The 14553-nt window shown below is 52.4% G+C and carries 9 protein-coding genes; 6 read left to right on the top strand and 3 right to left on the bottom strand.

The genetic code is table 11. From position 1 onward, the window contains the following. Nucleotides 1–71: 71 nt before the first annotated feature. A complete protein-coding gene (locus tag H5P27_RS12585; RefSeq protein ID WP_185660751.1) occupies nucleotides 72–1646 on the bottom strand; it encodes an HDOD domain-containing protein in 1575 nt (524 codons plus the stop codon). Nucleotides 1647–1882: 236 nt separating this feature from the next. Here H5P27_RS12585 and rny point away from each other — a divergent pair, with 236 nt between their 5' ends. Next, a complete protein-coding gene (rny, locus tag H5P27_RS12580; protein ID WP_185660750.1) occupies nucleotides 1883–3418 on the top strand; it encodes a ribonuclease Y in 1536 nt (511 codons plus the stop codon). A gap of 10 nt (nucleotides 3419–3428) precedes the next feature. On the opposite strand, the gene H5P27_RS12575 is transcribed toward rny, so the two are convergent. Continuing rightward, the gene (locus tag H5P27_RS12575) at nucleotides 3429–4193 is read right to left on the bottom strand and encodes an inositol monophosphatase family protein (RefSeq protein ID WP_185660749.1); all 765 of its coding nucleotides are present in this window, start codon (nucleotides 4191–4193) and stop codon (nucleotides 3429–3431) included. A gap of 84 nt (nucleotides 4194–4277) precedes the next feature. Here H5P27_RS12575 and H5P27_RS12570 point away from each other — a divergent pair, with 84 nt between their 5' ends. From H5P27_RS12570 to H5P27_RS12550, 5 genes are all read left to right on the top strand, one after another. Beyond that, on the top strand, nucleotides 4278–4979 hold the full coding sequence (locus H5P27_RS12570; protein WP_185660748.1) for a 3'-5' exonuclease: 702 nt from the start codon (nucleotides 4278–4280) through the stop codon (nucleotides 4977–4979). Between the two features lie 60 nt (nucleotides 4980–5039). Beyond that, nucleotides 5040–5906 carry an SMP-30/gluconolactonase/LRE family protein gene (locus tag H5P27_RS12565; RefSeq protein WP_185660747.1) on the top strand — a complete coding sequence of 289 codons (867 nt, stop codon included), beginning with the start codon at nucleotides 5040–5042 and terminating at the stop codon, nucleotides 5904–5906. Nucleotides 5907–6095: 189 nt separating this feature from the next. Continuing rightward, the gene (gene ligA, locus H5P27_RS12560) at nucleotides 6096–8102 is read left to right on the top strand and encodes an NAD-dependent DNA ligase LigA (RefSeq protein ID WP_185660746.1); all 2007 of its coding nucleotides are present in this window, start codon (nucleotides 6096–6098) and stop codon (nucleotides 8100–8102) included. A gap of 441 nt (nucleotides 8103–8543) precedes the next feature. Next, nucleotides 8544–12038, top strand: a complete 3495-nt coding sequence (locus H5P27_RS12555) for an adenosylcobalamin-dependent ribonucleoside-diphosphate reductase (protein WP_185660745.1) — start codon at nucleotides 8544–8546, stop codon at nucleotides 12036–12038. A gap of 83 nt (nucleotides 12039–12121) precedes the next feature. After that, a complete protein-coding gene (locus H5P27_RS12550; RefSeq protein ID WP_185660744.1) occupies nucleotides 12122–12523 on the top strand; it encodes a hypothetical protein in 402 nt (133 codons plus the stop codon). Between the two features lie 12 nt (nucleotides 12524–12535). On the opposite strand, the gene H5P27_RS12545 is transcribed toward H5P27_RS12550, so the two are convergent. Then, complete coding sequence (locus H5P27_RS12545; RefSeq protein ID WP_185660743.1) at nucleotides 12536–14482, bottom strand: ATP-binding cassette domain-containing protein; 1947 nt, start codon at nucleotides 14480–14482, stop codon at nucleotides 12536–12538. Between the last annotated feature and the right edge of the window lie 71 nt (nucleotides 14483–14553).

The raw sequence follows: 14553 nt of genomic DNA, 5'->3' as shown, positions 1-14553 counted from the left end.
TGAGTTCCCGTGGTGTCTAGGCTCTATGGAATGACGATAGGGGGGCTCAAGCTGTCCGAAAACAAACGACGCTACTTGCCGGTCACATTTTGTGATTCGATCATCCCATATAGCTCCGAAATCATAGATCTGATCGAGCGGAGGTGTCGCAAATCCTCTTGTTTGAGATCGATCTTTCGTCCGTGAGAAACTGTGCCCACGATGATCGATTTCAATTCATGCTTGTAGGTCACCGGTAGGATAATGAAGGAACTGGTTTCGCCGGCGGAGTGGATCCAGTCAGGTATGATCGAGCGGATCTTACCCACGTTGGTATCCTCGATCAGGACGTCCTCCTTGCGAGCCAAGCAGATTGAAAAAATATCCTTTTTCTCTGGGGCGAGAATAGGTCGATTCTTCACCTTTGAATATAGGTCCCCATTTCCGTAGCGGGCAGAGAGGCAATGGTCGTCGAATTCTTCGCGCACGAAAATCAGGCAGTTCTCCAAGTCGGCGGCTTCACGGAAGGCAGTGCTCACGGAGCTGAATACTTGCTCCAATTTGAATTTCGCCCCGGGAACAAGACAGGCTTCGATGGATTCGACGGCTTGAGCAAAGGTGGCGTTGGAAAAGGTAGCCCTCTCCGATTCAGTCATCTCGGAGACTGACTTCTGCTTCAGTTGAGCGGAGATGCGTGCAAACGGGGGAGGTTCGGGTAGAGGATCTCCATTCAGTCGAGCTTGAAGATTCACCGAGCCGGGAGATAGGCTATCGCTCAGGCCAACGGCTCTATTGAGGGTGGTGAGCTTTTGCTCTACCGTGATAAGCGCTTCGTTAACGAGTTCAGGGCTTATGGGGTAAGCTCCGGAAAAGACCGATAGTGTCTGCTCCAGGGACTGGCTAAAGTCCTGGGGCGAAACCTGCTCGTCAAAGACAATTGAGCAGACCCGCCCTGATAGTTCTGACAGGACGAGAATCTGGTCCTCCAATCTTGTGGCAGGACGCTTCAAATGAGCATCCTCCAAAGGCGAAAGCGATTGTAGGATTCCTTTGGGGAGATTCGTCTGCTGCAATATGTGTCTTCCGACTTCGATTGGGGTAAGCCCAAAAACGTGCTTGAAGGCTTCGTCCTCCCGCATGTCGAGAGCGTGGGAGCGGGCTAGTCGATAGTTGTCGACTAGGAAAGTGGATAGCAGAATCCGGCCATAGTTCCTGAGGGATGCAGATACAAAAACGACCTCGGATCCTTCTTCATTTTCGTCAGGCAAACGGTGTAACTCTTCCGCGAGCATGCCGCTGCAGACGCATAGGGCAGCGGTGTTTCTCTGTTCATAGGTATTGCGGCCTTCCCCTGAGTTTTCTGCTAGCATCAGGGATATCGCTAGATTTCGGATTTTCTCGAAACCTACTGTATGGAGAGCTTCAGAGATGGTGCTGATCGGAACCCCGCTCGGATTATAGCCCAAAGTATTCGCGGCGCTGATTACCTTCTCTGTAATCGTTGGGTCTCGCCCGATCATCAGAGAAAGCTCGCTGATTGAGATGCTGAACGCCTTGGCAGCTAGTTGCTGGATCAATTGAATGATCTCAGTAATAGCGGTGGTGCGCTCTTCGGATAGGGCCTTCTCAATCTCGGCCAATGTCTTTCTGGCAAGCCTACTCGGCATACTTCAAAATGTGGGGTGTTAAAGAAAACTACTGGGATAGAACACCCTAGCTAAACTCAGAAAGCAAACCTGAGATGTACAAGTTTTCAATCTGAAGCCGGCTTTTACACACTATTCTCATAATCAGCGCTTTGCAAACTCTTGGCTTTGGGGCGGAACTTGTTGTTGCCATGGCGTTGAAACGGTTTTTGCTTGCTCCGGTGAGGCCCCGATCTGGGTGTCTTTTTTTTTAATCTATGGGTAACGGCATATGGATTGGTCTTTCGGCTCTCGCAGTCGGATTTCTCCTCGGCTACATTGTGTTGCGTTGGGGGATGAGGCAGTCTCGCAAGCGGGCTAAGTTAGACGCGGATAATCTCTTGGAGATGGCCCGCCGCAAGGCGGAGATCGAGACCCTGGACGCGCGAGCTAAGGTGGAACGCGAAATCGAGGGACTGCGAACCGATTTCGAACGAGCCGAACAACGGGCTGAGTTGGAGATCGAGATGAAGCTCAAGGAGATCCGCTCGCACGAAGAATCAATAGGCGCCTTGGATCACCAGCTGGAGTTGCGGCAAAAGCGAATCGAGAAGGAACTCGATGAGCTGCAGGAGAACCGAACCAACTTAGCCCAGATGTCCGCCAACATGCAGCGGACGATGGCCAACCTCGCTTCCATGGATGTCCAGGAGATCAAGGAATCATTGAGGGAGCAGGTTCGCCTCGATTGTTTGGAGGAGCTGAAGAATTTGCGTAAAGATGTCCTAGAACGATCTGAGGCAGACATTCACCGTGAAGCTCGGAGAACCATTTTGGCGGCCATGCAACGCATCGCCAGCAAGCCAAACAACGATATCACCGCTGCGATCGTTCAGTTGCCGAACGACGAGATGAAGGGCCGCATCATTGGTCGGGAAGGCCGCAACATCAAATGCTTCGAAACCGCGACCGGCACCACTCTGCTGATCGATGAATCGCCTAGTATGGTGATGGTTTCCTCTTTCGACCCAGTCCGCCGAGAGATCGCAAAAACAGCTCTCGAGCGACTTGTAGCGGACGGTCGCATCCATCCGGCGACCATCGAGGAGTTTGTTAGCGAGGCGAGAAACGATGTAGACCAGATCGTTGAAAATGCGGGAGACGCGGCCGTATCCCACCTCAAGATTTCTCGCGTCCATCCGGAAATCATTACCCTCTTGGGTAAACTCAAGTTTCGCACCTCTTACTCTCAAAACGCCCTCGAGCACTCGGTGGAAGCAGGTTTTCTCGCTTCGATCATCGCATCGGAATTGGGACTGGATCCACACATCGCTAAGCGTGCCGCCTTGCTGCATGACATCGGCAAGGCAATCGATGGTGAGTATGAGGGCAGCCATGCCATGGTGGGAGCCGAGTTTGTGAGAGCCCGCGGAGAAGATCGTATCGTGGTCAATGCGGTGGCAGCCCACCACGAGGAAGTGCCGCCGGAATCGCTCTATGCTGCGGTGGTTATCCTTGCCGACACTATTTCAGCTGTCCGTCCCGGCGCTCGCTCCGAGACCTTAACTTCCTATATCGACAGGCTGAAGGAGCTCGAGGAAGTGGCATTGTCCTTCGAAGGAATCCGCAGCGCCTACGCGATCCAAGCTGGGCGCGAAGTGCGAGTTATCGTCGATCCGCGTCAGATCTCAGATGGAGACGCTCGTAAGTTGGCTCGCGAGATACGCGACAAGATCGAGGAGCACCTCGAGTTCCCGAGCACAATCCGCGTGACAGTTGTCCGCGAGCAGCGGTTTATCGAGACGGCGAAGTAGGGCGGGCGACCTATTTATTTAGGATTTGCACCACCGCTTCGTGCAAATCCGCATTGGCAGCCAAACAAGATTCACCCTTGGCCGGATTGTCGCCAAACCAGTCGCTAATCCCAGCCTTTGCTCCACGAAGGATGGGCACGAGGGCCATGATGTCCCAAGGGTTCATGATGGGGTCGAGCATTATGTCGGCCTTGCCTGTGGCCACGAGGAAGTAGCCAAAACAGTCGCCCCAAGTGCGGCAGAAACGGGTCTTCGCGAGCAGGTCTTCGAAGTTGGGGCCACTCTGGAATTCTGCCACAGACTGGACGTCGGTGGTGAGCACTATCGCATCGGAGAGGGCGATTCCGGTGCGGGAGGCAATTGGTTTTCGGTTGCAGAAAGCTCGCTCATTATCGCCGGAGAGGCGTTTATGGACGGCGGGATAATTTATGGATCCGAAGAGGGGTTCGCCATCTTTGAGCAGAGCGATCATCGTTCCGAATAGGGGAGAGCCGGCGGTAAATGTTTTGGTGCCATCGATGGGATCCACTACCCATTGATATTCAGCATCTTGGTTTGTTTCCCCGAATTCTTCTCCCATGATTCCGTGCTCAGGGTACACCGTTTCGATCGCGGTCCGGATCATCTGCTCCGCTTTTCGGTCAGCCGCGGTTACTGGCGTGTCGTCGCTTTTTGAAAGTACTTCGAGGTCGGGCGACTCGAAATAGTCCATGATGATGCGTTCCGTTTCTTTGCAGAGTTTTCCGGTGAAAGCGTCGAATTCTTCGAATTGCATAAGGGGTGGAGATTGGTCCGCTTGTCGCGGGTGTTAAACATAAAAAGTTTCTTAAGGAATCCTCCGTACATCTAGGCTGTTGCAATGCCAGTAGAATTTCCTTTGCTGGGTGTTATGGATCCTTATTGGGACGATCTGCCAATCCATGTCATCGACTTTGAAGGCGGTCCGCACTGCGGAATCGTGGAGTATGGCGTTGTCTCACTTAAAGGCTCTCGGATCGAAAACGTATCGACCCGGCTGTGCCTGCCCAAAGCCAGTATTTCGCGCAAGGAGCAAGCGACCCACGGCATCAGCAACGATGCGGTCAAAGGCTTGCTTCCCTTCGCCAATGAATGGGATCGATTTGCGAATTTGCGGGAAACAGGTCCCTTGGCTGCCCACTTCGCCTCGGCGGAGAATTCCATGATCAAGTCCGTATTTCCCTATGCGAGAAGATCCGAGAACTGGATACAAACCGGTTCGAAAGGAACGGATTGGGGGCCATGGATCGACACGGGATACCTTTACCGCAACTATGGTGACGACGGCTCGACTCTGAAGCTGGAGGATTTGGTGCACCGCTGGGAGCTGCAGCACGAGCTAGACGAGCTCGCTGTCAAATATTGTCCGACCGATCGTCGTCACTACCACTGCGCTTTGTACGACGCCCTCGCCAGTGCCTTGTTGCTCTTGCTTTATTGCAGTGAGTTAAGAGACGGACGGGCCAGCATTCCACAGTTGTTGATCGAGAGCCAGGGAAGCGCTGCTCGCAAACAAGCCGCGGAACAGCAGCAGCTTTTTTAGTCTATTGGAAGATGGGGAATTAGTTGGCCATCCCGATGCTCGCCTTTTGGCTTTGAAACCATGATTGAGGCGAAATGCGTTTACCATGATCGGGCTGAGCTCGGCGAAGGCGTTCTTTGGAGCGAATCGCTTCAACGTTTGTACTGGATCGATATTTTGGGTGAGCGGGTATGCCGCTTCGATCCTAAAAGCGGCAAGAATGAGGCGATGCAAGTGGGCCAAGCGGTTGGAACGGTTGCGGAAACAAAATCCGGAGAGTTGCTCCTCGGCCTCAAGGACGGAGTTTACCAGTTCAATTTCGAAACTGGAGAAGGTGTTAAGCTATGCGATCCGATGGCTGGGGATCCGCTCAATCGACTCAACGATGGGAAGGCGGGTCCTGACGGTAGGTTTTACGTTGGTTGTGAGGGGCCTGAGAACCAACAGTGCTTTTATCGTGTTGAACGCAATGGTTCCGATTTCTCGGTTCTAAAGAAATCGGTGACTTGCTCTAATGGTCTCGCTTGGAGCGGTGATTCGAAAACGATGTATTACATCGATAGTCCGGAGCGAGTTGTTTGGGCCTATGATTTCGACATCGATACGGGTTCTATAAGGAACGAGCGAGTTGTCGTCGATGTGCGAGGTAGCCAAGCGGTACCTGACGGGATGACGATCGATGCGGAGGGTATGTTATGGGTCGCTTTTTGGGACGGCGGCTGCGTTCGCCGTTTTGATCCTCAAACGGGCAAGGCCTTGCTTCAAGTCGATTTACCTGTGTCCAAGGTGACGTCATGTGCGTTTGGTGGTGAGGATTTGGATACGCTATATATCTCGACTGCGAGTGTGGGCTTTGAAGAATCCGATTGGGATCGGGAGCCATTGGCCGGGGGCGTCTTTTCCTGTAAGCCCGGCGTTTCAGGAGTCGCGAGTTATCAATTTGGTTGAAGGAAAGGTCTAGATGAGAGTTGCCGACGAGAGGGAACGGTGATCATCTTCTAGTCAGTGACCTGTTACCCCACTCTCTTGTCACCGTTGGCTCGCCCTAGCCTACGGATTCTATTCCTGTGTATGCTTTGGACCTCTCTTTTGAGTGGTTCGAGTAGCGCCCGAGGAGGCGTGCGAGAAACTGAGCCGGTGCCAATACTGTCTATCCAGGATAGGATTGAGGCATTGAAAGCGGAGATCGCTTATCACGACGAACTGTACTACCAGAAAGCGACGCCGGAAATCAGCGATGCGGAGTATGATTTGCTTAAGGAAAAGCTTCGCTCGCTCGAGCAATTGTATTCCGAAGAACTTACTGTCGATACGATTGGCGATGATCGTCAGGCCGGTGTTAATGAATCGAAGCATGGTGCCCCGATGCTTAGCCTTGAAAAGGCGTATTCAAAATCTGAACTGCGAGACTTTTACGATAAGGTAGTTGGAAGTTCCCGAGGGGAAGAGGTTTCTTTACTCGTAGAGCCGAAGGTCGACGGTGTCGCGGTTAGCCTTGTTTACGAGAACGGGGTTTTCGCGAGAGCTTTATCCCGAGGAAATGGGAAGGTCGGAGAAGACGTGTCGCAGGCGGTAATGGAAATCGAAGGGCTGCCGTTGAACTTGGCTGGAGATATCATTCCTAGACGAATCGAACTTAGAGGTGAAGTCTATCTGAGTTTCGAGGACTTTCGAAAAGTGAACGAGGCTCGTTTGCGTAGCGGTGAAAAACCGTTTTCGCATCCCAGAAATTTGGCGGCAGGAAGTCTAAAACTAAAGGACGTCGAGAAGATCCGAAAACGCGATTTGTCGCTAGTGGTTTTCGGACTCGGGGACTTTTCGCCGATTCATTTGCGGCCCTCTACTCAATGGGAGTTTTATAAGCTATTGGAGAAATGGGGATTCGAAACCTTGCAACCCGTGGTGCAGGTGAGTGGCTACGAATCCTTGGCGGAGGCGGTAGAGCTTTCTCAGAGTGAGCGACTGATGTATCCATTTCCTACAGACGGGACTGTTATCAAGGTTTCTAGCTTCGGACAACAGGAACGACTTGGGGTCTCGAGGTATGCTCCCAACTGGGCGCTTGCGTACAAGTCAGTCGGCTCAATGCATCGGACTCGTTTGCTTGAGATAATCCCTCAGGTGGGTAAGACGGGACTTGTGACGCCCGTAGCCCATTTGGAGGAAATTGAAATCGGAGGTAGTCGAGTCAGTCGGGCCAGTTTGCATTCGTTTCGTTTTGTGGAGGAGAAGGATTTGCGAGAGGGAGATTTCGTTTTTGTGAAAAAGGCGGGAGAAATCATACCGCAAGTGACCGGGGTCGATTTGGCCTCGCGGTCGCCATCGAGTCCCTATTGGCAAGCTCCAGAATATTGTTCTGCCTGCGGCTCGAAGTTTGTTCGGAAAGAGGGTCAGGTGAAAGTCTATTGTCCGGACGTTTCATGTCCGGAGAGATTGAAGCAGCGGTTATTGCACTTTGTTTCCAAGAGCGCGATGGACATCGAAGGGTGGGGCGAGGCAACGCTTTCGGAGCTGGTTAAGACGGGTAAATTAGCGAGTATCTCGGATCTGTTTGTTTTGCAGGACGAAGACTTAGTGCAGTTACCGCATTTGTCAGATGAGTCCGCTGCTCGAATGATGGAGTCGTTGGAAAAATGTCAGGAGCGTTCTTTTGCTCGACTAGTTTACGGATTAGCGATCCCGGAAATTGGCCTGGTTAGATCCGGTAAGGTTGCATCCGCGTTGGGGGATTTGGCTCATTTCGCTGAATGGGCGGAGCAAGGATGCCCCTCGGGCGATCTTGAGCTAAAACAAAGAACGCAGAGAGCGCTTCAGCAGCACTTCGATTCCCCAGTTTTCCGAAAAGAGATTTTAGCCCTTTTTGATCTCGGTCTGGGTAATGGAATTTCAGAGACCAAAGACTTTTCTGATACCTCCAATATCTCCGGGAAAGTCTTTGTCTTCACTGGTCGTCTTGAGTCCTTCTCCCGTACGGAAGCACTTGCGCTTGTGCGTGAAAAAGGAGGGCTCACTCGTTCGAATATTTCTAGGAAGTGTGACTACCTCGTTGTAGGGAGCGATCTCGGCTCGAAGGTGAAAGCTGCTCGAGAATTAGGGATTACGACAATCGACGAGGCAGAGTTTTTAGCACTACTAAGTCCTTGATTTTCGCCTTGTTTTTTTGCAGCCGGTATTTGGCTTCCGATAGGTAGTGCACCCTAGTCTATGTCGGACCCCATGCCATCTTTTTTTATCAAATCTAATACGTTATATTAGGTGAGTGGAGGGCCCTGTTAGTCAGCGTTTTAAGGCGTTTCTCACAAACTTGTTTGTGGTAATTTACAGGTTTTTAGAGAGCAGGAAAACCCTTGGTCAGATCTTCACTTGCCTGACGAGCGAGCGTCGCTAAATCCAACACGCTTAAGCTGCATTCGATTTTTGTAGCCCCACTTAAATTTGGACACAGGGTAGGTTGATTCGTCCCCGATTTGTGAATACGGGTTTCTGGTAGTAAGGGAATCTCGGTTGCTTGTCTCGGATTTGGATCTTCGGCTTGCGAATGATCTTCCTGTTCCTCCCGAACACCCAATCCCACACACCGCACATATGAATTCTTTAGACGTCACCGATCCCCTAACTGAAACCCGCCTCGATGTTGGGTATGGCCAATCAATTTTGTTGGATCCTCGCGAGGATCTTCTCGGGGGGCTGACGATCGATAGAGTTTTCACTACGGACGGAAAGAATCCCTACGAGAACATCTCGTGGGAGCGTCGCGATGTGGTGATCATGGACTGGAAGACGGGCAAGCCAAGTTACGAGCGCAAGGGGGTAGAGGTTCCTTCCTTTTGGGCAGAGAACGCGCTTAAGATCACGGCGAGCAAGTATCTGTTTGGGAGGGACCCGGACACTCCAGAATACGAAGATTCTTTGCGGCATGCCTTTGACCGTATCGCCAACACTTACACGGTCTGGGGGTGGCGTCATGGCTACTTTGCGACTGAAGATGATGCCTTAGCATACAATCACGAGCTTAAGTATTTGCTCGCTTTCCAGATGTGGGCTCCGAACTCGCCAGTTTGGTTTAACATCGGACACTGGGAGCAATGGCGTTGGGGACGTCCGGACCTCAGAAAGTCCATGGACAATCGTGGAAATCGCGCGTTTAAGGCGATCATGCCGGAAGGGGATTTCGATGATAGGAATCTCGAGGTGAGGGAAGTATCCAATGCGTACATACACCCGCAAGCTTCTGCCTGTTTCCTCATGGGTATTGAGGATTCGATGGAAAAGATCCTTAGCCACCAGATTGCAGAAGGGGGTGTGTTCTCCAGCGGTTCTGGTATCGGCGTAAATCTATCATCCATCCGCTCCTCCAAGGAGCCAATCATGGGCAAAGGCTTTGCGTCCGGACCGATATCTTTCGACAAAGGCTTCGACCGGATGGCTGGTGCCATCAAGTCTGGAGGCAAGACTCGCCGAGCCGCCCGCATGGTTTTGCTCTTCGCGGACCACCCGGATATTTTCCAATTCATCTCGGCCAAGAACGAGCAGGAAAACATCGGCAAGATTGTTCTCCGCGAACACAATGTATCGGTCGCTCTCAAGAAGAAGGCCGAAGAGTACGCGACTAAGGGATCACCCGCGGAGCGAATGGCCGCCCGCATCGTTTTGGATATGCCGATGGTGACAGATCGCCAATACGATTCAGGGATGGATGATTTGCTCTATGGCGAGACTCTGGCTCACCAAAACGCGAACCATTCCGTCTCGCTCAAGGGCGACTTCTGGAAGGCCTACCAAACTAAGGGCGAGTACGCGACTCGCTGGGTGAGCGATCCGACCAAGGTCGAAGATACCTTTAAGGCGGAAGACATTCTTGATGCGATAGCCGAATGTGTTTGGCACAATGCGGAACCGGGCACGCACAATAACGATTTCATCAACATTTGGAATCCAGTGAAGGCGGATGGAGATATCTACACGAGCAACCCTTGCTCGGAATACCTCCACCTCAATTTCACTTCCTGCAACCTTTCCAGCTTCAACGTCTATCGCTTCTACGATCGCGATTCCAAGACAATGAAGGTTGAGAAGATGCAGAAGGCTATTCGCCTCGCCATGATCGCGGCGGACCTAAACATCGAAGAAGGCGGTTTCCCGATCCCTGAAATAGCAGCCGGTACCTACCGATACCGCACCACCGGAATCGGTTATGCAAATGTGGGCGGTCTGCTTATGGCAATGGGTATACCGTATGACAGCGACGAGGGCCGTCTGATTGCCAGCCAACTCGTCAGCTTGCTGACATCAACCTGCTGGAAGGCGAGTGCGGAAATGGGGCAGGAGCTGGGCGCTTACCCACGTTTCGAGGCGACCGAGTCGGATCTCCGCGAGGTGCTTGAACTCCACAAGGCTGTGCAGGACCTTTCAGGCGCGTTTAGCGATGGGAAGGATATCGAGAAGGAGGCGGAAAGCCTTTTCAAGGCCCGCGGATCGCGTCTTCCTATGGCCCAGGGGCTAACTTCGCTCGATGTTCTCAAAGGCTACGCTAGAAGCTTCGAAGGTTCAGATATTGCGATTCCAGAGATCGTTACCCAACTGCAGGGAGTTAATTCTGATACTTGGGGTGAGGTAATAGACTCGAAACGCTTCCGCAACAGTTTCACTACTGTGATGGCTCCGACGGGAACCATTTCGGCTCCCATGGGAGTCTACGATGAAGGCACGACTTCCGCGGAACCCGATTACACCTTGGTCAAGTACAAGAACTTGTCCGGCGGCGGTATGCTCAAGATGTTTAACACCTTGGCTCTAGAAGGCCTTCGTACCCAGGGTTACACTACGCAGCAGGTGTGTGAAGCGGCCTTGGAGGTTGCAGGTCTGGATGGTCTCTACACCGCTTGCGGTTCTCGCATGGGCATGGTCGTTCGCCATCTACGCCAGTACATCGATGAAAGTCAGGTTGGCCCGATCCGCCAGCACCTGAACGAGCTGATTGGCTTCAAGATTGGCGATATCCCCAAGTTGGAGGCTTATCTAAATGAGCTTCGCGAGAAAGGGCAGAACGGCACTGCGGACGCTCAAGAGGCCGTCGTATTGGCAGGCTCTAGCCATGTGGAAGATATTCCGTGGCTTGCCGAAGAGCATAAGGGGGCTTTCGATTGTTCGGCTACCTCTGGCACGGGAAAACGCTCGATTTTGGCCAAAGGCCATATGCGTATGCTGGGAGCAATACAGCCGTTCCTTTCTGGCGCTACTTCTAAGACTGTGAATTTGCCCCATACTGCGACCAAGGAAGACATCAAGCAGTGTCTGGTCGATTGTCACGATATGGGAGTCAAGTGTGTCGCTCTTTATCGAGCAGATTCCAAGGGCATCTCGGTCTACAATGTTGATACGCCAGAGGGCCGTAAGTGGAATCCCGACTGCGTCTGGGATGACTTGGTGGAAGGTGTTCGTCAACAGGTGGGAGAAATTGTGCGAGAGGCCAGCAAGCCACGTCGGGTCCGTTTGCCCGGACGTCGTATATCCCAGACGCTCAAGTTTGAAGTGGGCGGCGGAATCATGGAAGGTTTCCTCACGGTCGGCATTTATCCGGACGGTAGTTGTGGAGAGGTGTTTGGTCGAGTCGGGCAAGCTGGCTCGTTCGCCAACGGTATGTTCGAGAGCTTCTGCAAAGCGTTTTCCATATCTCTCCAATATGGGGTTCCGCTTTCCAGTTTGATCGAGTCCTTCCGCTACACTGCCTTCGACCCAAGTGGTTTCACCAAGGTGGGCGACCAAGAGGGCGTGGCGGATCAGATCAAGACCTGTAAGAGCGTAGTGGATGCCATGATGCAGATCCTGCAATGGCTTTTTCCGGAGTCGAATGGAGAGAAGCTGATCGATTTTGCGGCGGCAGTTCCGGCCGCTGCGACCGCGCAGAGTGGAGACGTCACCATCAAGCCGGCCGAGGAGAAAAAGTCCTCATTCTTCAAAAGTATCCAAAATAAAAGCGCAGAGTCTTGCCCTAAGTGCGGTTCGATGGCATATGTGCATGACGGCAAATGTCGTTCTTGCCGCGATTGCGGATTCAAGGACGGCGGTTGCGGCGAGTAGTGATCCTTGGGCTCTGACTCATAAGAGTCAGAGCCCGGAAGCTCCTCGTTATTATCCCCCGAAAAACCCAAACAAAATTCCTTATGAAGAGTGGAGATCCAGAACCAAAAGATGATCTGCTGCTAGTGATGGCAGCCAAACAGAGTTCGCCATCCAGGACCTTGGATGTCGTATCCAAATCCTCAAACTGGCTAAAGTCGGTATTGAAGGGAGCGAATGTCCCTTTCAGCTATTCTTCCTGTGAAAAGGAGGACCACTACGGCTACGCGGCGGTAACGATTGTCCGAAACTATCGCGGCCAGCCCGCCTGCTTGGACATCAAGATTGCCGAAATACGCGACAGGGCCTATATCTTCGCGGAAGTCCGGTCGCTCGGTAAGTTCGAAGGTACCATGTTTCCATTTTTTGGAGACTTGGAGTCCGATAACGAACGCGACCTGCTACTGCACTATATCGCCGATTTCGTTCTCAGTGCGGACAGCTAAGTATTGCGGAGCTTATTGCTCCGCGGCTGCTATCTGATCGGAAAGGTCGGACCAGGTCTCGTAGGCGGTCTCGATCTTTCCTTTGTTTGCGTCGTAGGTAGTCAGGACTTCCTGCGACTTGGCAGAGTCTTTGTAGAAATCCGGGTCAGCCATGAGCGACTCGTATTCAGATTGCTGCGACTCTAGTTTGGCTATTTCCCCTTCTACTTTCTTAAGCTTATCGGTTAGGGGCTTTAGCTTCGCTTGTTGTTGAGCGCGCAGTCGACGCAGTTCCTTGGGGTTCTGCGTTTTCGTCTCCGTAGCCGGTTTTGGTTCCGTTCTTGAATAGGCAGAATTCGGGGCGACTGCGCTCTTGCGAGCCTCCAATCTGGCAAGGTAGTCGGAAACGTTGCCCGGATGCAGAGATAGTCCGTCTTTTCGGACTTCCAATACCTTGCTTACGATGCTGTCGAGGAAGTCGCGATTGTGGGATACGATTAGGAAAGTGCCGGGGAACTTCTCCAATGCTCCACGTAGCACGTCTTGCGACCTGATATCGAGGTGATTGGTGGGTTCGTCCAAGATAAGAAAGTTGGCGGGCTGGACCAGCATCTTGGCGAGAGCCACTCGGTTTCGCTCTCCTCCGGAGAGTACCTTTACTTTTTTGAATACATCGTCTCCCTGAAAGAGGAAGGATCCTAGAATTGTGCGGAGGGACGTGTTGTTACCGACTTCCGCGACGCGTTCGATGGTTTCGAATATGTCGAGCTCTGGGTCCAATTCGTCCGCTTGATGCTGGGCAAAGTAGGAGATGCTTGTATTGCCTCCGACGATACGCTCGCCCTCTTGGAAGGGTTCGACACCAGCAAGGATTTTGGCCAAAGTCGTTTTGCCTGCTCCGTTAACTCCTACGACTGCAATGCGGTCGCCGCGTTCGATGCGGATGTTGGCAGAATGGATTACTTCCAGTTCGCCGTAGCACTTGCGAAGGTTTTGTACTTCGATGACGTTTTGACCCGAACGAGGCGGTTCAGGAAAAGAGAATGCAACCTGATCTGCTTCCTGTTCGATCTCTATGCGTTCGACTTTCTCGAGGGCCTTGATGCGAGATTGAACCTGTCGAGCTTTTGTGGCCTTGGCTCTGAAGCGATCGATGAACTGCTGGGTTTTGGCCAGTTCCCTTTGCTGTTTCGCGTAAGCCTTTTCAAGCTGTGCTCTTCTTTCAACCGATTGGGTTTCGTACTTGCTGTAGTTGCCAGAGTAGACGGTTAGGGCTCCTTGGTAGACTTCGAAGGTTCGAGTTGTAAGGGAGTCGAGGAAGGCTCGGTCGTGCGATACCATCAGTAAAGAGCCGTGGTAGCGGCGGAGGAACTCTTCCAACCAGGCTTGCGATTCCACATCTAGGTGATTGGTCGGTTCGTCGAGTAAGAGTAGCGAGGGCTGTGACAAGAGGAGCTTCGCGAGCGCGATACGCATCTGCCAGCCTCCGGAAAACTCATCGGTCATCCGCTGCATGTCAGAGGATTGGAACCCGAGCCCAAGCAAGATGGACTCGATTCTGGAAGGGATGCGAGCTACGTCCAAATCCTCCAATTGCAGTTCCCACTCGCCCAGCAGTTCAAGGGTCTCCGAATATTCTTCCTCCGCTGTATCTAGTTCGTTGAGACGCGTGTTGGCTTCTTCTATTTTCCGCTTTAGCTCCAAGACATCGGAAAACGCAGTATGGACCTCGTCGAACAAGGTTTTGCCGTGGGCGGCTATGCCGTCTTGAGGCAGGTAACCGATCGAGACGTAGTTGGCTTTGTCGATATTCCCAGAGTCAAAGGGTTCCTTGCCTGCGATAAGTTTGAGCAAGGTTGTTTTTCCAGCCCCGTTTGCTCCGACCAAGCCGATGCGATCCTTAGCGCCGATCGTAGCGGTCGCGCCGCGAAACAGAAAGCGTTCCCCGTACTGGAGGGTTAAGTTTTGTAGCGTAATCACCTTGGGACTGTCTTGGACTATTCTTTTGCGGAGAAGGGGAGGAAAAGACACAAATCCGTTTCGGAGTAAAG

Source organism: Pelagicoccus albus, assembly GCF_014230145.1.
Taxonomy (GTDB): domain Bacteria; phylum Verrucomicrobiota; class Verrucomicrobiia; order Opitutales; family Opitutaceae; genus Pelagicoccus; species Pelagicoccus albus.
Note: the sequence above shows the minus strand (reverse complement) of the source record. Positions and strands in the feature narration are given on the sequence as shown.

Coding starts and splice junctions, on each gene's coding strand:
- H5P27_RS12555 (WP_185660745.1), top strand. CDS start 8,544: ATGAATTCTTTAGACGTCACCGATCCCCTAACTGAAACCCGCCTCGAT.
- H5P27_RS12570 (WP_185660748.1), top strand. CDS start 4,278: ATGCCAGTAGAATTTCCTTTGCTGGGTGTTATGGATCCTTATTGGGAC.
- H5P27_RS12585 (WP_185660751.1), bottom strand. CDS start 1,646: ATGCCGAGTAGGCTTGCCAGAAAGACATTGGCCGAGATTGAGAAGGCC.
- rny (WP_185660750.1), top strand. CDS start 1,883: ATGGGTAACGGCATATGGATTGGTCTTTCGGCTCTCGCAGTCGGATTT.
- H5P27_RS12550 (WP_185660744.1), top strand. CDS start 12,122: ATGAAGAGTGGAGATCCAGAACCAAAAGATGATCTGCTGCTAGTGATG.
- H5P27_RS12575 (WP_185660749.1), bottom strand. CDS start 4,193: ATGCAATTCGAAGAATTCGACGCTTTCACCGGAAAACTCTGCAAAGAA.
- H5P27_RS12565 (WP_185660747.1), top strand. CDS start 5,040: ATGATTGAGGCGAAATGCGTTTACCATGATCGGGCTGAGCTCGGCGAA.